19 protein-coding genes and 2 pseudogenes are annotated in these 18,197 nt (G+C 40.3%); 15 read left to right on the top strand and 6 right to left on the bottom strand.

The genetic code is table 11. The annotated features are described in order from the left end of the window. Positions 1 to 57 precede the first annotated feature (57 nt). The gene (locus tag GXP67_RS10110) at positions 58 to 2,262 is read right to left on the bottom strand and encodes a hypothetical protein (protein ID WP_162443018.1); all 2,205 of its coding nucleotides are present in this window, start codon (positions 2,260 to 2,262) and stop codon (positions 58 to 60) included. 88 nt (positions 2,263 to 2,350) lie between these two features. Further along, positions 2,351 to 2,920, bottom strand: a complete 570-nt coding sequence (locus GXP67_RS10105; RefSeq protein ID WP_162443017.1) for a cupin domain-containing protein — start codon at positions 2,918 to 2,920, stop codon at positions 2,351 to 2,353. 299 nt (positions 2,921 to 3,219) lie between these two features. On the opposite strand from GXP67_RS10105, the gene GXP67_RS10100 reads away from it, so the two are divergent. Together GXP67_RS10100 and GXP67_RS10095 are read left to right on the top strand one after the other, a co-directional pair. Beyond that, positions 3,220 to 4,326, top strand: coding sequence for a sensor histidine kinase (locus tag GXP67_RS10100; RefSeq protein ID WP_232065095.1), 1,107 nt, complete (start codon positions 3,220 to 3,222; stop codon positions 4,324 to 4,326). 409 nt (positions 4,327 to 4,735) lie between these two features. After that, the gene (locus tag GXP67_RS10095) at positions 4,736 to 5,479 is read left to right on the top strand and encodes a LytR/AlgR family response regulator transcription factor (RefSeq protein ID WP_162443016.1); all 744 of its coding nucleotides are present in this window, start codon (positions 4,736 to 4,738) and stop codon (positions 5,477 to 5,479) included. 310 nt (positions 5,480 to 5,789) lie between these two features. On the opposite strand, the gene GXP67_RS10090 is transcribed toward GXP67_RS10095, so the two are convergent. Continuing rightward, the gene (locus GXP67_RS10090) at positions 5,790 to 6,137 is read right to left on the bottom strand and encodes a hypothetical protein (RefSeq protein ID WP_197901672.1); all 348 of its coding nucleotides are present in this window, start codon (positions 6,135 to 6,137) and stop codon (positions 5,790 to 5,792) included. A 323-nt stretch (positions 6,138 to 6,460) separates the two neighbouring features. Here GXP67_RS10090 and GXP67_RS37340 point away from each other — a divergent pair. From GXP67_RS37340 to GXP67_RS10040, 11 genes and pseudogenes are all read left to right on the top strand, one after another. After that, positions 6,461 to 7,546, top strand: a pseudogene (locus GXP67_RS37340) (aldo/keto reductase). 714 nt (positions 7,547 to 8,260) lie between these two features. Next, positions 8,261 to 8,467, top strand: coding sequence for a DUF2249 domain-containing protein (locus tag GXP67_RS38245; protein WP_394351974.1), 207 nt, complete (start codon positions 8,261 to 8,263; stop codon positions 8,465 to 8,467). Between the two features lie 43 nt (positions 8,468 to 8,510). Beyond that, the gene (locus GXP67_RS10075; RefSeq protein WP_162443014.1) at positions 8,511 to 8,822 is read left to right on the top strand and encodes a cupin domain-containing protein; all 312 of its coding nucleotides are present in this window, start codon (positions 8,511 to 8,513) and stop codon (positions 8,820 to 8,822) included. A gap of 6 nt (positions 8,823 to 8,828) precedes the next feature. Beyond that, the gene (locus tag GXP67_RS10070) at positions 8,829 to 10,547 is read left to right on the top strand and encodes a cbb3-type cytochrome c oxidase subunit I (RefSeq protein ID WP_232065094.1); all 1,719 of its coding nucleotides are present in this window, start codon (positions 8,829 to 8,831) and stop codon (positions 10,545 to 10,547) included. 8 nt (positions 10,548 to 10,555) lie between these two features. After that, on the top strand, positions 10,556 to 10,705 hold the full coding sequence (locus GXP67_RS37335) for a hypothetical protein (protein ID WP_232065093.1): 150 nt from the start codon (positions 10,556 to 10,558) through the stop codon (positions 10,703 to 10,705). Between the two features lie 2 nt (positions 10,706 to 10,707). Further along, the gene (locus GXP67_RS10065) at positions 10,708 to 11,724 is read left to right on the top strand and encodes a cbb3-type cytochrome c oxidase subunit II (protein ID WP_162443013.1); all 1,017 of its coding nucleotides are present in this window, start codon (positions 10,708 to 10,710) and stop codon (positions 11,722 to 11,724) included. Positions 11,725 to 11,776: 52 nt separating this feature from the next. Further along, positions 11,777 to 12,034, top strand: coding sequence for a hypothetical protein (locus GXP67_RS10060; RefSeq protein WP_162443012.1), 258 nt, complete (start codon positions 11,777 to 11,779; stop codon positions 12,032 to 12,034). A gap of 11 nt (positions 12,035 to 12,045) precedes the next feature. Beyond that, complete coding sequence (locus GXP67_RS10055; protein ID WP_162443011.1) at positions 12,046 to 12,453, top strand: cytochrome C; 408 nt, start codon at positions 12,046 to 12,048, stop codon at positions 12,451 to 12,453. Beyond that, on the top strand, positions 12,454 to 12,849 hold the full coding sequence (locus GXP67_RS10050) for a group III truncated hemoglobin (protein ID WP_162443010.1): 396 nt from the start codon (positions 12,454 to 12,456) through the stop codon (positions 12,847 to 12,849). 79 nt (positions 12,850 to 12,928) lie between these two features. Then, entirely contained in the window at positions 12,929 to 13,417 is a 489-nt protein-coding gene (locus GXP67_RS10045; RefSeq protein ID WP_162443009.1) for a hemerythrin domain-containing protein, read from the top strand. A gap of 38 nt (positions 13,418 to 13,455) precedes the next feature. After that, positions 13,456 to 13,899, top strand: a complete 444-nt coding sequence (locus GXP67_RS10040) for an RrF2 family transcriptional regulator (RefSeq protein WP_162443008.1) — start codon at positions 13,456 to 13,458, stop codon at positions 13,897 to 13,899. Between the two features lie 504 nt (positions 13,900 to 14,403). Here the strand turns inward: GXP67_RS10040 and GXP67_RS10035 are convergent. From GXP67_RS10035 to GXP67_RS10025, 3 genes and pseudogenes are all read right to left on the bottom strand, one after another. Continuing rightward, positions 14,404 to 14,658, bottom strand: a complete 255-nt coding sequence (locus GXP67_RS10035) for a TraB/GumN family protein (RefSeq protein WP_162443007.1) — start codon at positions 14,656 to 14,658, stop codon at positions 14,404 to 14,406. A gap of 80 nt (positions 14,659 to 14,738) precedes the next feature. Then, positions 14,739 to 15,920, bottom strand: a pseudogene (locus GXP67_RS10030) (IS3 family transposase). Positions 15,921 to 15,994: 74 nt separating this feature from the next. Next, the gene (locus tag GXP67_RS10025) at positions 15,995 to 16,933 is read right to left on the bottom strand and encodes an adenylate/guanylate cyclase domain-containing protein (protein ID WP_162443006.1); all 939 of its coding nucleotides are present in this window, start codon (positions 16,931 to 16,933) and stop codon (positions 15,995 to 15,997) included. A 135-nt stretch (positions 16,934 to 17,068) separates the two neighbouring features. Here GXP67_RS10025 and GXP67_RS10020 point away from each other — a divergent pair, with 135 nt between their 5' ends. Further along, the gene (locus GXP67_RS10020) at positions 17,069 to 17,512 is read left to right on the top strand and encodes a helix-turn-helix domain-containing protein (protein WP_162442408.1); all 444 of its coding nucleotides are present in this window, start codon (positions 17,069 to 17,071) and stop codon (positions 17,510 to 17,512) included. Between the two features lie 5 nt (positions 17,513 to 17,517). Then, a complete protein-coding gene (locus GXP67_RS10015; protein WP_162442409.1) occupies positions 17,518 to 18,195 on the top strand; it encodes an IS630 family transposase in 678 nt (225 codons plus the stop codon). Positions 18,196 to 18,197 lie beyond the last annotated feature (2 nt).

Here is an 18,197-nt window from a genome sequence, read left to right as displayed (position 1 = left end):
TCAGGATATTTGTTTCTTTCTGACTTGTGTTCTGTACACTATACCTGCGTGAATCTGTTATAAAGCATACTCAGGTTTAGGAGGAAAATTGGGTTTCATGGCCTTCCACTCCAGTGTAATACCAAACTCAGGAATGTTTCCGTCTGCATATTCTATTCCTGAGCGGTCAAATCCTTTTCCGGTTATTTTTCCTGCTTTAATCATAAAGTCCTTGTCAAACTGAAAATTAAAAAGTTGAAAATTTGCACCTGGATTTTCTAAAGCCATGTCATCGTACGCTTTGTCGGAGGTGCCGCTTCCCGAATTACATGCCCAATCATTGTACAGGGAGTTTTGGGAAGGTTTTATGGAGGTAAAACTTAAGCCTTTTAGTTCAAACCCATTTTCTTTTTCCGTACTGATAAGTAAAAAGCCTTCCTGCATAGGATTTTTTACATCAAAAAGGCCTATTTCTCCCTGCCTGGATACCCAGTTTGCATAATAAGTATAGGTGCAATCTCCTGATTTGCTTACATACTTTGCCGAGCCTCCCATTTTGAAAAAGGCTTTACTATCGTTAGCCGGGCCGGTAAACGGTGAGTGATCAATTTTCTCTGGAGAATGGCCTGCTCCTTTTCTATACCCAGCTACATCTCTTCTCAAATGAATCTGTATAGTGACTTCTTCCATATACGATCCGGCAGAGGGCCGTTTGTAGGTGAGTTCTCCTCTCCATTCAGTAAGGATTCTGGGGCGGCTTTCATTGTCTTTTACTTTTACAATGACATCCCCAGCAGAACCTTTACCCGAGGATTTGATCTTACATTTCACCATGACAGGGGTCCATTCCAGAACTTCAGTTGCTTCCCCGTCAATGGTTACAGACCGCTTGCTTGCTCCGGGGTCTTCCCCAAAAAGGCCGTAAATAAACAACCAGTCGAAATATTCATATACTTGCATATAGGAGATGGATGGCCTGAGCACAATATCTTTATTAGGGCCCGATTGATATTTCAGAAAAGCCACCTGATATGGCCTCGACTGATAAGGTATTGACTTTACAAGGTCTCTCTTGATCATATCATTATAAACAGATGGAAAATCAAATGATCTTTGTTTGGGCTTTTCTTCAGGAATTACAGTGGAATACCCTTGTATATTTACACCCAGGAGCCTGTCGAATACAAAGGAAATTGCTTTGTGTGCATCATCATCGCCTACATTATCAGACCATCCGGCTACGGTGGCTGTACCTTGAGACTTGCTATGAAAAGACCACCAGAAATCCTTCACCCTGAAACTCTGACACAAATCCAGATAGATCAGGCTGTTTTTTGGAAAGTCCATGTATTTATCTACGAACCTGGAGGTAATCGCAAAATGGGTTTCTGCGATTGTTTTACCATTTTCATGCCTGTCGTAGGCATCCATGTAGACCAGCTCCCGTTTGTTGATTTCCTTCCTGTATTTTTTCTCTGAGTCTACCGTCACTTTTTCGGTAGTCCATGATCCGTAAATGGTATCTTTCGGATTGTCTTTAAATCTTCCCATTCCTCCATGCGAACAATAATAAAATACGCCGGCATCCTTGATGGTTTTCAGGTTTTCAATAGTGGCATCCAGGATCTTTGTAGTATAGCCTGTTTTTTCTTTTTCATAGTCGAAGAGAAACTTATAAAAAGTACTTCCCACAGATGAACTTTTAAAGTAGTTGCCGACGCCTTTAAAAATGTACACATTGCTGCTTGATGGAATAGCCGGATACTCATAGGCGGTAGTCTTTTGATTGCTGGAGGTTCTTAGATTGCTATAATCAGGCTCAGGAATATCATTTTCCGTGTTTCTGTTATTGACCATCATATAAATGGCTCCATCGGTAAACCTGGCAATAATATTATCTGCCGTTTCATCATACTCTACCTTGTCAAACTCAGGGTATTTTTTCAGATGATCGACAATAGCGCTATGCGTACCTGCTCTGTCGCTCCAGGAAAGTTCATTCAAATACAGATTTACCGACTCAAATATTTCAACCCTTCGTTCTGCAGATATTTCAGCGCCGGTAGTAAGGGTATCCGGCTCTTGCTGAGGTGGCGGATTACTTTTCAATATATCATCATCCTTTTTGCAATGCATCAAAAAGCACAGCGAAAGCAGTAAACTAAACAGGAATATATATTTCTTTATTACAATTATTTGGCTCATAAAACGGGAATGGATCGTGGAGAAATCAAAGCCAACTGCAGGCAGTTCACCTAATAAAAGGCACACTGCTTCTTTCACAAGCAGATTTAGCCTGATTGATTTAAAAAATTAAGAATATAAAGGATTTATATTGGCTGGCTGATATGCTATTGCCTGAAAAAGGAAACTATATAGTACAGTATTTCTTGATCAATTCCTGATCTCTCCCTTTTTTGACAGCTTTTTTAGCCAGTATGCTCATGAGCGGCTCCAGCAAGGAAAGTATTCCTGGCATATGAGAATCTCCCCAGCTAATAAATAAGCTTAAATCATACAGACTTTTAGGTATGCCTTTCTTATTGGTTTTCTTATCCCTTGCCAGGCCATAGAGTACCTGTAGCGATTTTTCAAATCCTGAAGAGCCAGGTTCTAACTTAACATCAAAAATAACAGGGGTAGCATCTGAAGGATTGAAGAATTTATGGATTTCAAAGGCTTTAACGGCGAAGCTTTCACCTTCTTTAAGAGTCATTTTCTGGTTTCCCAGCTGCAAACCAAGATTCCCTTTTAATACATAGAAAGTTTCTGAATACGTTTTGTGATAGTGCAAGGGATTGCCTCCTTTGGGAGCAAGTTCCACTTGTACCAGGGTATATTCATTGTTAGTTTCCCTGGCGGTGTTAATAAAACTGACCCTGTCACCTATAACAGGGTTTTGAATTGTTCTAGAATGTGAATCGTATTTATTTCCTACCATTTTCTTATTGATTACAGGAATCAAACTTCTTTTTGGCGTAATTACCCTGCAAGTATAGGTTGAAAATCCTTGTACTTTATGTCTGGAAAAGCTTTCAAAGGCAGATAACCGGATTAATCGTTGAACAGCATAGATAGATGTTGAATAACCAGAACTGAATGCACATTCAGTTCTGGTTAAAAAAGTGCAGTCTGGCTACTGAAAAGGTTTTATGTCTGCTATACATTGTTAAAAAGGAATACACCTTTTAAATTTGGAGACCACTTGCTATCTTCTCCACAGTATTGTATTGCCAACATATGTTTTCTTCTCTCCGCCATTTCCAATGGAAGCAAGCCCTGCCAGATAGTATTTTCTGGGTAACAGCAACCTTGATCCTGACCCTGTTTTATGGGCCGGGTTTGCCAGACTATTGGTTCGGATTTACACTTGTATTGCTTGTGATGCCAATAAATATATTTTATTACTATGTTGTGGTTAAATACCTTCTTCCGCGGTTTCTCTACAAAAGAAAATATACATGGCTCACGTTAAGTATCCTGTGTACAGGCCTGATTGCCGCCTTGCTCTTTCGCCTCAACGAAATCTTGTTGCTATATCCCTTAATCAGCAAAGCGTACACAAAAGCAGGATGGAGCTTATCTTATAATATTCATGACCCTTTTATTAGGCAATTAACAGATCCTATTCATATAGTGAATGCCATTGAACAAAGTAATATTATTGTCTGGATAGGGTTGGGTATTACTTTTTTCCGGATGTGGTTTGAGAGAAGGCAAGCCGCTATGGAAGCAGAATTAAACCTGCTAAAAGCCCAGGTGCATCCCCATTTTTTGTTTAATACACTCAATAACCTCTATTCCCTTACCCTGCAAAATTCGCCACAGGCTCCTTCCGTAGTACTCCAGCTCTCAGAAATGTTGCGGTATATGCTCTATGAATGTAATTCAGCTTCCATACCACTTACCAAAGAGGTCCGGATTGTAGAGAGTTATATTGAGCTCGAAAAGATTCGCTATAAAGAGAGACTGGATCTGAACTTCAATTGTAAAGGCGACTTGTCTAGTTCGCAAATTGCCCCGCTGCTGCTGTTACCACTCGTGGAAAATGCCTTTAAACATGGCGCAAGCAGGGAACTCACACAAGCCTGGATTAACATTGACCTATATTTGAAAACTGACAAGCTAAAATTCAAGGTTTCTAATAGTATTCCTGACAAAGATTTGCCGGGAAACGAAGAATTAAACGAGAGAGCCAGTGAGAAAACAGATGGAATCGGTTTATCAAATATTAAAAAAAGACTGGAAATTCTTTATCCATCCGCTCACCGGCTCAGGGTATTTCGGGAAGAGGATATGTTTTTGGCAATTTTAGAAGTGGACCTGAATAAGAGAGTAGAAATGTAAAAATGGGCAGTTGGGTATTATATGAAAGGTTATTCATGTATCAAAGTCCAGATAATAATAACAGAAACCTGTTGTTTCAACAATAAGCAACCTTTTGAAGTAACATAATCAATCCCTTTTTCTGAGTTAATATTGCTTGAGCATGTTCAACAGAACTTCGAACACTCATCTATAGGCATTACCCCCCATTAGTTAGCTGCTTTCAGTATGTAAAAAATTAAGGGCTGATCCTATTTTGCATTGTACGTTGTTAATCGGGTACTTGCAAATAGGTTTGTTTATATTTTCCTGCATCACAAATAAGGTTTATCCCCTGAGCTTGTTTTTTATTGTATATATTTTATACACCTTCGTTTATAAAATATATACAAAAGGATTATTTGTAAATTACCCAATCAGAGAAGAGTAGATGAATAAAGCAAATGTAAAATTAAAAGTTCTGCTGGTAGATGATGAACCTTATGCACTTGATATCCTTGAAAGATATCTGCAGCATTTTGATGAAATGGAAATAACAGCTAAATGTTCTAATGCGCTGCAAGCCTTTCAGATTTTACAGAAATCAACCATTGACCTGTTATTTCTGGATATAAAGATGCCGGGATTACAAGGCACAGAGCTGATACGAAGCCTTAAAAATCCTCCCAAGGTCATTTTTACCACCGCTTTTCAAGACTATGCTGTAGAAGGTTTTGAATTAAACGCTGTTGATTATCTGCTGAAACCTGTTTCTTTTCCCCGTTTTCTTAAAGCAATAGACAAAGTGTTTGCCCTGCTCAGTATTAAAAAAGCCAATAAGAGTAGTTATCAAATAAATCAGAATCATATTCACGCTCAGGATGCTTTTGTTTATCTGAAAGTGGAAAGAAAAACGGTAAAAATCAATGTAGCGGATATTGTATGGATAGAAAGCCAGGGAGATTATATTAAAGTAAAACTGAAAGAGAAAGTAATGGTTTCAAAACATAAAATTAGTTTGTTGGAAGAACTTTTACCGGAAGATCAATTTATACGCATACATAGATCCTATATAGTTTCTATTGCAAAAATTGAAAGTTTTCATTCAAATTTTGTAGAAGTACAGGGAATACAATTGCCGATTGGAAGGAGCTACAAGGAAGAATGCATTAATAGGTTTAAAACCAATTCCTGACACAATATGCTATTGTGAGAGTGGCACTTATTCCTACTCAGCAGAAACTAAAGCTCCCAGCTTTGAGCGGCTAGTTGTTAAGATAATAATTATGTAAACGCACAAGTTATAAAATTAAAGTTGATAAAGAATTTAAACGGATAACAATTGCGCTAGGCCGCTGCAGGAAAACGGGTCACCCTAATACCTCAAAGAGATAGTTAAATTAACTTCCCCTTTCACTTAACTACTAAAGAGTTCATTCTTTGGGATTAACCTACTCACTTTTCTTCCATATGCTGGTCTGAAAAATAGTGGCCATACAGTTTTTTTATTTGCTCAGAATTTGCACGATGCGGCTATATACGATATCCGATATGGTCCAGGTGTCCCCACCGGTGGTGGTGACAAATTGTATGACCACCGTGTCGATTCCCTTGTGATAGCCTGCGATGCTCTGATATCCGGGTAGCAAACTAGTATGCTCATACTCATAAATAGAGGAGTAAATAGCCTGTTCTTGCTCATTCAACAAGGAGCCCTGGTTCAATGCCCTCAGGAATATTCCTACATCCTGTGCTGTTGCCACCATAGAGCTACCCGGAGAGACAAAGTCAAGCCTCTTCACATCCAGCTCATAATGGGTGTCATATCCGCTGGCAACTGCGCTGGTGTCCACTTCACTGAGCAAGCCAAACGTGAACTTGCCACCTTTGACTAGACGATAAGTTAAGGATTAATTCTTTTGCGATTGAATAAATGTTAAAGCCAGAGGGATAGTTAATTTATTTCCCCATTTTTCTTAACCTATACAATATCTGAAGTTATGGGAGAAGGTCAGATGGCATATGCTTTATCAGTAAATACTCCGTGCATTATAACCCAAGTGTGTACTTACTTCACTTAATTTAGAATATTTTGAAGCCCTATTCGTCTGCTAGCTTACTGCATGAGGAATACGTTTGTTCCTATACCAAGCTAAATTTTAACCTTTACTTTTCTATGCCACTAAATCACTATCTTACCGTAGGTTATTCAGGCCTGCGAGTCAGTCCCTTCTGCCTGGGTACTATGACGTTTGGAGAAGACCTGGGTTGGGGAACCAGCGTTGAAGATGCCAATGCAATTATGGATCATTACCTGGATGCGGGCGGAAACTTTCTGGATACAGCCAATGTATACACCTTTGGTCACTCCGAAAAAATTATCGGGGATCATATTGGCCGGCACTCGCACCGTCGGGACCGGGTGGTAATTGCCACTAAGTTTTTCGGAACCCTCTATTCAGGTGACCCTAATGCTGGGGGAGCCAACCGTAAATCGTTGATGAGCGCTTGCGACAACTCCCTTCGCCGCCTACAAACTGACTATATTGATCTGTATTGGTTACACTGTTGGGATAAATTTACGCCAATTGAGGAAACTTTGCGGTGATTGGACGACCTGGTAACCGCTGGAAAAATACGCTATATTGGCTTTTCAGATACACCCGCCTGGAAAGTGGCCGAAGCCCAGACGATTGCCCGCTTACGGGGATGGGCTCCCTTGATTGCTTTACAGATTGAATACAATTTATTGGAACGCACCGTAGAAGGCGAACTAATGCCGATGGCCAAAGAGATGGGACTAGGCGTAACCCCTTGGTCTCCGCTGAAATCAGGTGTATTGAGTGGTAAATACCGGCGAGACAATGCCGGACAGCTTAAAGCCGACCGGGGCGCCTGGGTAGACAATAATCTGAATGAACAGAGCTATAAAGTTATCGATGTATTGATAAATATTGCCGGACAGTTGGGTACTACGCCTGCCCGTGTAGCTCTGGCTTGGGTACAAACACAACCCGGTGTCACTTCTACCATTCTGGGAGCCCGTACACTTGACCAACTAAAGGATAACTTGGCTGCCTTGGATGTTCAACTGCAACCCCAACACCTGGCAGCCCTTCAAGAGGTCAGCAAACCTAAGTTAAATTTTCCGTTTGATTTTCTAGCTCGTGCCGGAGCCTTCTCGAGCAGCGGCACCACCATCAATGGTGAAATTAACCCAATCAATCCGCTGACTCCCACTAACGACCAGCAACGGTATTAAGCCTGGAGTTGCAAAAAACTTCTTCTACTTCCTCTTTAGTAGCGTAGAGTGTAATGCCTACGTTACTAAAGAGGAAGTAGAAGAAGTTTTTACTTCTTTGGCTAAATAATCAATTGTTAATCGAGTAATTAGATAAATTAATAGAGCAAGCTGATGGCGAAGCGTTTGAATCACTTTTGTTTTCTGAACAATTAGTGATACCTTTTCTCTAATCTTTTGGATACATGTGTATAGGACTTGCCCTTCAAAAGTGGAAGCTGTAAAGAGAGCAGATTATATATCTAAATATTTCTGAGTTAACCCAAAGGGTGGTGGCTGTTGCACAAATATTTTCTATCTTTGACACCCCGCCGCAATTTCTGTTAAATCAAAAATTTGAGCCTTTTTGATCGTCTTCCTAGGCTTTTATCACTCAAAAGATTGGTCAGGTCAGCTTATCAATTGATTTGAGTTGTGCAACACCTAGGGGAGTTAAATTAACTTTCCCTTTCGAGTAACTCTAAAAGAAGTAGCTAATCTTAATGCGAATAATTTTTTCTTTCCAGCTTCCGTCTGAAAAATAGGGGGGCTGACAATTGTATTTTTTATTAAACCGAGGAAAACTTATAACACCTTTTAGTAACTCGGTTTTATATTTTTAGTTGTAATCATTTCGGATAAAATTGTCCTTTTTAGATTTTATCCGTATATTTGCTTATCTGGACCCCGGAAGCTATGGAATCTTCATTTATTCTAGATGTGACCCTTTTATTACCTCATATCAAGCATAAGATCTTATTCGAAAAGTTCGATAACTTAAAAGTGGGAGAGTCTTTTATACTTAAAAATGACCATCATATAAAGTCATTTTATCATTTGTTGAAAAGCCACCGCGGTGACCGGTTTGAGTGGAAATCTTTGCAAGATGGGCCAGTCGTGTAGCAAGTAATTATTCAAAAAACTATGTAAACTAAAGTAATCACCTATGGAAAAAGCATCAGTTACCAGATATAGTATACTAGAAGATTTTCGGTATCCCACAGAAGGCATTAGTAGTCAGGCGCTGCTTAATTCTGGGGGAGGAAAAGCCATACTCTATGTATTTGCCCAGGGAGCAGAGTTGAAAACCCATAAAGCCAATTCAGATGTTCTGGTAGTTATCCAGGAGGGAACAGCCACAATTACCCTAGAAGAAGAAACCTTTGAAGCCCTTCATGGTACATGTGTTGTTTTTAAAGAAGGACAATTGCACTCACTCAAGGCAAATGAGCCATTCAAAATGCTACTTATCAAATAAAGGCTCATGACAAAAGGTAAACATTTGCCCGCTTTCATTGCTGATCACAAACGAACCCTGTTGGTGTTGGTTGGCTTTTTTGCCGCCATAACCGATGGATTTGCGCAGCAAGCAACAAAACAAGGAAGCTTTTCAGTCTCAGAGCCAGGCATTGTGATTATGATATTGCTCTTTTTGCTTCCATTGCTTGTTGGGATTATCATCCTTGTTTATAAACTGAAAAACCTGTTTAGAAGAATTGAAAAGAGTGAAGTAAAGCAGGAAGCCAGAAATTTTGCCACCTATCTGAATGAACTGGATGAAGAGCAGTTGGCTTTACTTCAAAAGCGAAAGATAAATCTAGAATACAGGACCAAAGCGAATGAGCTTTCAGGAACACTATCTCCCAAAGACGCCAGAGGACTAGTGGTTGCAAGCATAGAACATGTCAGTCCGCAATTTATAGCTCCTAAACGTAAAGCCCTTCCCAGGCCGGCTATTGATCCCAGACTTTCAAAATTGATTCTGTGGTTTATTGGAACGGCTACTTTCTGGCTTGTTTTCGGAACCACTATCGGTGAATATTTAGGAATTAAGTTTGTGGCTCCCGATGTAGATCAGGTGAGCTGGTTAAGTTTTGGCAGGCTCCGCCCGATTCATACCAACTCTGTGTTCTGGGGTTGGTCCTCTCTGGCCATGCTAGGTCTTGCGTATTACGTGGTGCCTATGGTGAGCAATACTTCTATCAATAGCATTAAACACGGCTGGCTCAGTTTAATGCTCATCAATGCATCCGTTGTGCTGGGCACCGTTTTCCTGGCAGCAGGCATAAACAATGGGGGCGGTGAATTCAGAGAGTACATCTGGCCGGTTATGCTGTTATTTGCCATAGGCATAGTTCTGACCCTCAGGAATTTTTTCCTGACTGTGGCAAACCGTAAAACCAAAGAGATATATGTATCTAACTGGTATATCATAGCGGCCACCATGTTTGTGATTGTTATTAGTATTATAGCCTATGTACCCTACTGGCAAAATGGCCTGGGTGAATCCATTATTCAGGGATACTATATGCACCAGGGGGTAGGCATGTGGTTTATGCTCTTTACCCTCGGACTCATCTATTATTTCTTGCCGCAGCAACTTAACCGCCCGATTTATTCGTATAGTTTAGGCATACTGGCTTTCTGGGCACAGATCCTGTTTTATACTGTTATCGGCACGCATCATTTTATTTTCAGCTCTATCCCATGGTCGCTGCAAACAACAGCCATTGTGGGAAGTGTGGGTATGGTCATTCCGGTGGTGGCTGGCACGGCTAACTTCCTGCTCACTTTCAGAGGCGCATGGAATAAACTACGGGATAGTTATACGCTGCCCTTCTTTCTGGTGGGCATTATCTTTTACTTTACCGGCTCATTACAAGGAACTGTAGAAGCTTTCCGCTATACCAATCTGCTGTGGCATTTTACAGATTTTACCGTTGCCCATTCACACATAACCATGTATGGCATTATCTCCTTTTTTATGTGGGCAGGTATTTATGCTATGGTTCCCAGGCTAACTGGCAAAGAACCTCCTCAGCTTTTAGTGGGTGCTCATTTCTGGATTGCTCTTATCGGGCTTATGTTCTATAATATTCCACTTATGATCGGGGGAACCTTAAAAGGGTTAAGCTGGATGGAAGGAAAACCCTTTATAGACAGTGTGGTATTGATGGCCCTTACTGGCTATGGCGGGCAATAGGGGGAAGTATGATGTGGTTTGCCCACCTGATATTTGCTTTCAATCTCTACAAGATGATCGCTAAAAAAACCTCGCCTGATATCAAAGAGCTTGCTTTGAAATATATGGAAGGGCAGCCTTCTGACAAACAAGCCCAGCCTTTACCCTCAACGATGTAAATATGGATTTCTTCAATAATCATAAATACTTATTTGGTGCCGCACTTTTGCTTTTCCTGGGGCTAACTGTGGCGGTTGCTATACTACCTGCCATCAGCAATCAGAACAATAATGCGCCACTGCCACAAGCAGTAGCCTTAAGTGAAGAAGCAGCAAAAGGGAAGATGATCTATATTGCTGAAGGATGTGTAGCCTGTCATACCCAGCAGGTAAGAAATGTAGATATGGACAAAATGTGGGGATCAAGACCCAGCGTTTCTGCGGATTATGCGGCTATCAAACGGACAGATTTCTGGCGCAATACCGCTACCCTGATGGGAACAGAACGCACCGGCCCGGATCTGATCAATATTGGTAACCGGCAGCCTAGTTCCGACTGGCATCTGCTGCATTTATACAATCCCAGAGCCGTAGTTTCTCAATCTATTATGCCTGCTTATCCCTGGTTGTTTGTTGAAAAACAGAACCCTGGAAAAGAGGATATAGTGATTACTGTTCCGGATGAATTGGGGAAAAAGAGTAGTGGAAGCCTGGTGGCATCCCAGGAAGCTCTGCAACTGGTAGCCTATCTGCAATCGTTAAAGCAAACGCCCTTGCCCGATGGCACACCTGAGCCGGCATTCCTTTATAAAGCTGAAAAACAGGACGTAAAAGAAATGGTGGGTAATCCCAGAGAAGCGGCCCTTCCGGACGGACAAGCTTTATACAGTGCTAATTGCCAGGCGTGCCACCAGCCAAACGGAGAAGGATTAAAAGGCGCTTTTCCGCCTTTAAAGGAGAGCAAAGTGGTACTGGACGAAAACCCGGAAGTTTTTGTAAAAATCATTATGCAGGGATATGATGCCAACCCGGCTTTTGGTGTAATGCCTGCTGTAGGTATCAATAATCAATTACAACCGGAAGCTGTTGCCGCCATCATGAATCATGAGCGAACCAGTTGGGGAAATGCGGCTAGGAAAGTAACAGCAGCAGAGGTAAAAAAAATCATGGAGCTGATTGGTAAAGAAACTCCTCAATAGATGAATTTTGTTTTTGGCAAAGGCTTACAGTTATCAAGTAAATAAACTTTTTATGAAAAAATATACCCTACTCATTATCCTGCTGCTCATCAGTAAATGGAGTATAGCTTGTCCGGTATGTGAAGCGCAACAGCCTAAAATACTTAAAGGAATAACCCATGGCGCAGGCCCTGAAAATAACTGGGATTGGGTAATTGTGGGAATAACCGCAGTATTGGTTTTGATAACCTTATTTTATACCGTTAAATGGCTCGTTAAACCAGGTGAATCCTCAGAAACACATATAAAACGATTATTTATTGATCAGTAAATGAAAGGCATATGGAACCAAAAAGTAAAGTAACACTATTTATAGATGATGAAACCCAGCCTTTTGCCCAGTTTGAAACGCCTGTAAAATTCGAACTGGATACCAGGAAACTTTCCGATGGGCTTCATCAGTTAAAAATAGTGAGCCAGGAATGGTCAGGAAAGGAAGGAGTTAAAGTAATTCCTTTTAAAGTCCGCAATGGACCTGCCATTGAAGTAGAAGGGTTGCAGGAGAATGATGTGGTGGATGGTATAGTACCCCTGATGGTCAATGCCTATAGCAAAGGGGATCAAAAAAAATTCATTATTGACGGAAGCGAAACGCCCCGTCATATTCCCAGCTGGTTGTGGGTATTAATTGTCGCTTTTGTTGGCTGGGCCATTTATTATCACATTATGTCAGGAAGCATTCCCAATTAAATGAACACAAAACACGATATACAAGCACTGGAGGACATTAAGCTGATGGTGGATGATTTCTATGGCAAAGTGGCCAAAGATGAGTTACTGGCACCCATTTTTAACTACCGGCTTTCTACCTACTGGGTACTGCATTTGGAAAAAATGTACACATTCTGGAATGCGGCACTATTCGGGGTGAAAGAATATGTATGCAATCCGTTTGCCAAACATGCCACCATGCCCGTAACAGCAGTGCATTTTGAGAGGCGGTTGAGTCTGTTTAATCAGACTGTAGATTCACATTTTGAAGGTCCCATGGCCCAGGATGCCAAAAGAAGAGGCTTGATTATGGCTACTACCTTTCAACGCCGGATGAATGATCAACGAGGAAAGGATAGAATTACAATTGTGTAAATCAAGAAACGTTAATATATGCTCCTACATGGAGTTGCTTTTTTTCTGCACCAATGTATGGATTAATTAGGATCATCTTATGGCTCCAAAACCACTTAGACGGGATGAAAACATTGCAATCCTCTCCCGGGACCATCATTTTGGCTTGTTATTTTGCTGGAAAATCAGGCAGGGTATCAAGAAAAATGTAGCGGCTGAAAGGATTAAAAACTATATAAGTTATTATTGGCATACCCATCTACAAACACATTTTGAGGAAGAAGAAATATATATGTTCCTGAAAGTGAATGACGATGCATGTAGAAAAGCTTTGCAACAGCATGAGCAAATCAGAGAACTGATGAAACAAATACTAACAGATGCAGATTCTACAGCAGACTATAGCCTTCCTACTGGGCTGGCAGACCTAGTGGAAGCCCACATTCGGTTTGAAGAAAGGGAATTGTTTCCCCACCTGGAAGAGGTACTAACTGAAGGGGAACTCAAACGTATTGGTGCAGCGTTGGAACAGTCTCATGCCGTTCCAAATCCGGATAACTATCCCGATGAGTTCTGGACTAGTAAGTAGAGCCATAAACATGAAAGTAGATTATAATAGAGTATTGTATGATTTCGAAAGCATGTAAATACGGAATAAGGGCTGCTATTTTTGTAGCTTCCCAGGCAAAAGAAGGAACCAAGCTGAATGTAAAACAAATAGCCAGGGAAATAGAAGCTCCTGAAGCGTTTACCGCCAAAATTCTGCAAATCTTAAATAAGCACCGGATCATTACTTCGCTGAAAGGTCCTTATGGTGGTTTTTATATCCAACAATCCCAGCTAGAAGAGCCAATTATAAATATTGTAAATGCCATTGATGGCCTATCGATATTCCGGGAATGTGGATTGGGCTTGAAAAATTGCTCAGCCAAACATCCTTGCCCAATGCACGAACAATACGCAGAAATACGTAATACTATGTTAAATACTTTTCAGCAAACGTCTATTGGCCAATTAGCGCAGGGTGTAAAGGGAGGTTATTCATATGTGAATAATTTAAAGTTTGGGTAGTTTGTATCAACGACCATTTCTATATAAATGGTCGTTGGTATTATAAATAGTTAATACTAATGAGTACATATACAGATTTAAATTAGAAATTTATTTCATGTAAAGCTTTGGAAATCAATCTGTAATTTTCAAATTTTCTCATCTTCAAATCTTTTGAATTGCTTAATATTGCTTAATAAGGAATAATGAGCACAAAAAGCTACTTATTAATTTCTGTATATATATTGCCGCCTTCACCATTAATGGAGTTCACACTTTAAAATGAAGAGTTGACAGAGAGCAGGTTTTTTAATCCTGTTTTTTAAGTTAACAAAAAGGGGCAATTTAACCATCCCTATTAAGGTACCATTGCCTTTTTCCTTTTATTTGCACTACTCAAGTATACCTCCTTCATCGTCCTCTCCATTCTTCACTTCCCTATCACTCACTGAAAAAGGGCAGGTTTGACACCATTTACATTTACGATAGACGATACAGGAGATATCTTGTTCCAATCTATCTGATCTAGTTAGTTGTAGAAAACACAGGGAGTACGCTGTAGCCTTGCTTACGTAATAAATGAATTAATCCCTGGTCACCTCCTAGATGCCCGGCACCCATGGCTATAAAGGTGGGCTGAGTAGCGATCATTTTCACGATCACTGGTATCCAGTCTCGATTCCGCTCATTAACCGCTATGTCAAAAAATGATCTGGCATTGCCTTGCTCATTGAGCCGGTGGATAGTGGGTAAATCTTGCTCTAAGTAAGCTGTGGTCATCGAATCAATGCCTGTAGTAGGTTCACCTTTGGCCTTTGCTGAAACATTGTCGGCTTCCCTTATTTTGGTACCAGCAGAAGTTAGAGTATATACTTTTCTTTAAACTCCATAGGAGTTAAATCTTGTAAAGATTCATGTGGTCTTTCAAAGTTATAAATTCTGAGCCAATCTTGGCTCAATTCGCGCACTTGTTGTAGGCTTGTAAATAAATAAGCATCTAAAATTTCCCTTCTGAAACTACCATTAAATCGCTCAATAAATGCATTTTGAGTTGGCTTTCCAGGTTGAATGAACCCTAACGTGATGCCTTGCCTTTCGCACCATTCATCTAATCTTCCACTAATAAACTCAGGTCCGTTGTCTAAGCGGATTATCATCGGTTTGCCATATACAGTAATCAACCTTTCCAAGACCCGAATTACCCGCAGGGCAGCAAAAGAGAAATCCACCTCTAGACACAAACCTTCCCGATTAAAGTCGTCAATTACATTGAAGGTGCGAAATCTTCTGCCATCTGTCAAAGCATCGCTCATGGTGGACCGATGAGCTTCAGCTCAGGTCCACTTATCCATACTCCATACCAAATTATTTCTCTCCGGTACAGTCAAGGGTTGCTTAATGCGTTCAGGCAAACGTTTTTTGCCTTTTCTTCGCAAGTTTAATCTTAACTTACAATAGATTCGGTATGAGCGTTTATGATTCACAACCAATTCTTTGTGTTGTTTTCTGAACCGATGAAAAAGCTTCCAGAATCCCCATCTGTGATGCTTTTCGGATAAGGTTGTTAATTTAGTTTCTATATCTTTTTCATCCAAAGGCTCACTTTTGTGATGATAATAGGCCTTTCTTGATAATGCGACTATCCTGCACGCATGGCCAATACTTAAAGGATGTGTGATCAATTCCCTGACTACTTCTTTTTTAGCGGCAGGGCTTTTTACTTTTTTTGCAATACTTCCCTTAAAGCGGCATTTTCCAGACTAACTTCTGCATATAATTGCTGGACCCCAAATGCACGGCTTTGGTCGGCAGGTCCAATCGTCTGTTTTCATTCTCTAAGTCTTTCAGCCGCTTGAGTTCAGAGGTGTTCATGCCGCCATATTTCTGTTTCCAGTTATAAAACGTAGCCTCGCTGCAAACCCGATGTCGAGCCATCGTCAGGTTTGTCCATGTTCACGTACAATTTGTCCGACACTCAGACCTGATTCCTGTTGTTTGAGAATAGCCATAATCTGGCTTTCACTATATCGCTTCTTCTTCATTGTTTTACCAGTGTTTAGGGTTGTAAATTTATCTTTTACACTCTAATTTCTTCTGGTACCCTTTTAGGGGAAGTTTACAAATAGTGTTCACCAAGTAAATATACTTGTAAAGGGCTGCTCACTCCTTTTAGCGAAATAAAAGTTGTTTGATAATGATGAGGCGGAGTGGATAATAGTTTAAAAGCATCGGCTGATATAATAAAATTATTATTCAATTCTTTAGTGGCATTTTGCAAACGGGCAGCAATATTTACCGCATGACCCATTACCACCATGCGATTCTCCTTTCCAAGTCTAATATTCCCTCCTACAGCTATGCCTGCATTTATACCAATGCCAATTTCTATAATCTGGTTAAAATATATCTTAAAATAGTTCTCATTCAAATCTTCCAGGCCTGAAAGGATTGAAAAGCCTGCTTTTACTGCCCAGTCAACAGCCGTTTCCGGGTCCTGATCGAATCCAAATACTGCATACAGGCCATCTCCAGACGTTTCAATGATTTTTCCATGATTCTGTTCAACCTTTTCCAGAAAAGTAGTAAAAAGCTTTCTGATAATATGGATGACATCAAAAGGAAAACGTGTTTCTACAAAAGCTGTAAAATTGCGAATGTCAAGAAAAAAAAGAGCCAGCTCCTTTTCTTCTCCTATTTGTTGAGTGGATTCTCCGGCATTTGATCCTACATATAAACTAATATCGCTCTTATCCCGGATGATACGGGATACTTTTACATCTTTTCCCTTTACCCTGGTTTGGCAGGCGAGCCGTACATTAGGCGGAAATCGCATCTGATCACTTAACATTTTTTCTTTTTCATTGGGAGGTGATAATGCGTGTGCTTCTTCTAACACTAACACCCTACAAGTGGAACATCTAGCATTTCCTCCACATTCATGAAAGATAGGAATACGGGCTAGAAGTGCTGCTTCCAGTAGGGTCTCTTTTTCGCTGACCGGTATGATGCCTTCACCTGTAACCTCTACCACATAGTGTTCTTTTTCAATCATCATTGATTTTATTTACCCTATAAATATTCTATCAAAATCATTCATCTAAATAAAGTTATTTTATACCAGAGAAAGTCAAACTAGTGTTTTAGCAATTTAATTTTAGTTATTAATTTTGAGGATAAACTTTTTATTCTCATGGCACGGATCGCTACTAAAGTAAGTTTGTCAGAATCAGAAAAAACCGAACTGAGCTCAATTATAAAAAAAGGAACGCACAAGAGTCGCAAAATAACTCGTGCAAGAGCCTTGTTACTAATGAATTCAGGTAAATCAAGGATTGAAGTTCAATCAGAAGTAGGCATTGACAGTAATCATTATTACCGCATTAAAAAGCGATATTTTGCCGGAGGCCTTTCTAATGCCTTGGAAGAACGCCCCAGAAGTGGTCAACCTCCCATCATTACAGAACGCTTGGAAGCACAGATTACCAGTATGGCTTGCAGTGAGTCGCCTGCCGGCTCTGCCCATTGGACTTTATCCTTATTGAATGAAAAACTTGTTGAACTTAACTATGTTGAAACTATATCCAATGAATCCATCCGGCAAGTTTTAAAAAAAGCAGGCTTAAGCCTTGGTTAAAGCAAATGTGGTGCATTGGTATCATCAATGGCGAATATGTTGCCACTATGGAAGATGTTTTAGATTTGTACGCTCAACCTCAAGAGGAAGGGATTGTCCGTTTATGCTTTGATGAACGTCCTTGTCAACTTATTGACCATGTGTTGACACCCATTCCGGCTAAAGCTAATTGCACACAAAAACAACATCAGGAATACCTAAGAAATGGCGTTTGTAATGTGCTACTGGCTTACAATATGGATACCGGGCAACGGCATATAAAGGTTACCACCACAAAAACTAAAGCTGATTATAGCCACTTTATGCAGTGGGTGGTCAAAGAACATTATCCAACTGAAACTAAAATCAAACTTGTTCAGGATAATTATCAAACCCATTCCTATGGGGCATTTTATGAAAATTTACCCTTCGAAGAGGCCCGGCAACTCAAAAATAAGCTGGAATTCCATTTTACACCTAAACACGGCTCGTGGTTAAACATGGCAGAAATGGAATTTTCATCCCTTGCACGCCAGTGCTTAGACAGACGAATCGCAAATCAGGAAATACTTGAATCCGAGACTCTTATTTGGCAAAAGAATCGAAATCTAAAAGCGGTAAAAGTCAACTGGTCGTTTACAACTGAGAAAGCTCGTGTAAAACTAAAAAACAGATACATAGAAATTAGCAAAATTAATACATGAAA

The organism is Rhodocytophaga rosea, from assembly GCF_010119975.1.
Lineage (GTDB): Bacteria > Bacteroidota > Bacteroidia > Cytophagales > 172606-1 > Rhodocytophaga > Rhodocytophaga rosea.
The sequence above is the reverse complement of the archived record's forward strand: the minus strand, read 5'-3'. Positions and strand labels throughout refer to the sequence as shown.

What these genes read in the sequence shown, in the direction of transcription:
- GXP67_RS10105 (WP_162443017.1), bottom strand. Translation starts at nt 2,920, where the DNA reads ATGGTAGGAAATAAATACGATTCACATTCTAGAACAATTCAAAACCCT.
- GXP67_RS10100 (WP_232065095.1), top strand. Translation starts at nt 3,220, where the DNA reads ATGTTTTCTTCTCTCCGCCATTTCCAATGGAAGCAAGCCCTGCCAGAT.
- GXP67_RS10095 (WP_162443016.1), top strand. Translation starts at nt 4,736, where the DNA reads ATGAATAAAGCAAATGTAAAATTAAAAGTTCTGCTGGTAGATGATGAA.
- GXP67_RS38245 (WP_394351974.1), top strand. Translation starts at nt 8,261, where the DNA reads ATGGAATCTTCATTTATTCTAGATGTGACCCTTTTATTACCTCATATC.
- GXP67_RS10075 (WP_162443014.1), top strand. Translation starts at nt 8,511, where the DNA reads ATGGAAAAAGCATCAGTTACCAGATATAGTATACTAGAAGATTTTCGG.
- GXP67_RS10070 (WP_232065094.1), top strand. Translation starts at nt 8,829, where the DNA reads ATGACAAAAGGTAAACATTTGCCCGCTTTCATTGCTGATCACAAACGA.
- GXP67_RS37335 (WP_232065093.1), top strand. Translation starts at nt 10,556, where the DNA reads ATGATGTGGTTTGCCCACCTGATATTTGCTTTCAATCTCTACAAGATG.
- GXP67_RS10065 (WP_162443013.1), top strand. Translation starts at nt 10,708, where the DNA reads ATGGATTTCTTCAATAATCATAAATACTTATTTGGTGCCGCACTTTTG.
- GXP67_RS10060 (WP_162443012.1), top strand. Translation starts at nt 11,777, where the DNA reads ATGAAAAAATATACCCTACTCATTATCCTGCTGCTCATCAGTAAATGG.
- GXP67_RS10055 (WP_162443011.1), top strand. Translation starts at nt 12,046, where the DNA reads ATGGAACCAAAAAGTAAAGTAACACTATTTATAGATGATGAAACCCAG.
- GXP67_RS10050 (WP_162443010.1), top strand. Translation starts at nt 12,454, where the DNA reads ATGAACACAAAACACGATATACAAGCACTGGAGGACATTAAGCTGATG.
- GXP67_RS10045 (WP_162443009.1), top strand. Translation starts at nt 12,929, where the DNA reads ATGGCTCCAAAACCACTTAGACGGGATGAAAACATTGCAATCCTCTCC.
- GXP67_RS10040 (WP_162443008.1), top strand. Translation starts at nt 13,456, where the DNA reads ATGATTTCGAAAGCATGTAAATACGGAATAAGGGCTGCTATTTTTGTA.
- GXP67_RS10035 (WP_162443007.1), bottom strand. Translation starts at nt 14,658, where the DNA reads ATGACCACAGCTTACTTAGAGCAAGATTTACCCACTATCCACCGGCTC.
- GXP67_RS10025 (WP_162443006.1), bottom strand. Translation starts at nt 16,933, where the DNA reads ATGATGATTGAAAAAGAACACTATGTGGTAGAGGTTACAGGTGAAGGC.
- GXP67_RS10020 (WP_162442408.1), top strand. Translation starts at nt 17,069, where the DNA reads ATGGCACGGATCGCTACTAAAGTAAGTTTGTCAGAATCAGAAAAAACC.
- GXP67_RS10015 (WP_162442409.1), top strand. Translation starts at nt 17,518, where the DNA reads ATGTGGTGCATTGGTATCATCAATGGCGAATATGTTGCCACTATGGAA.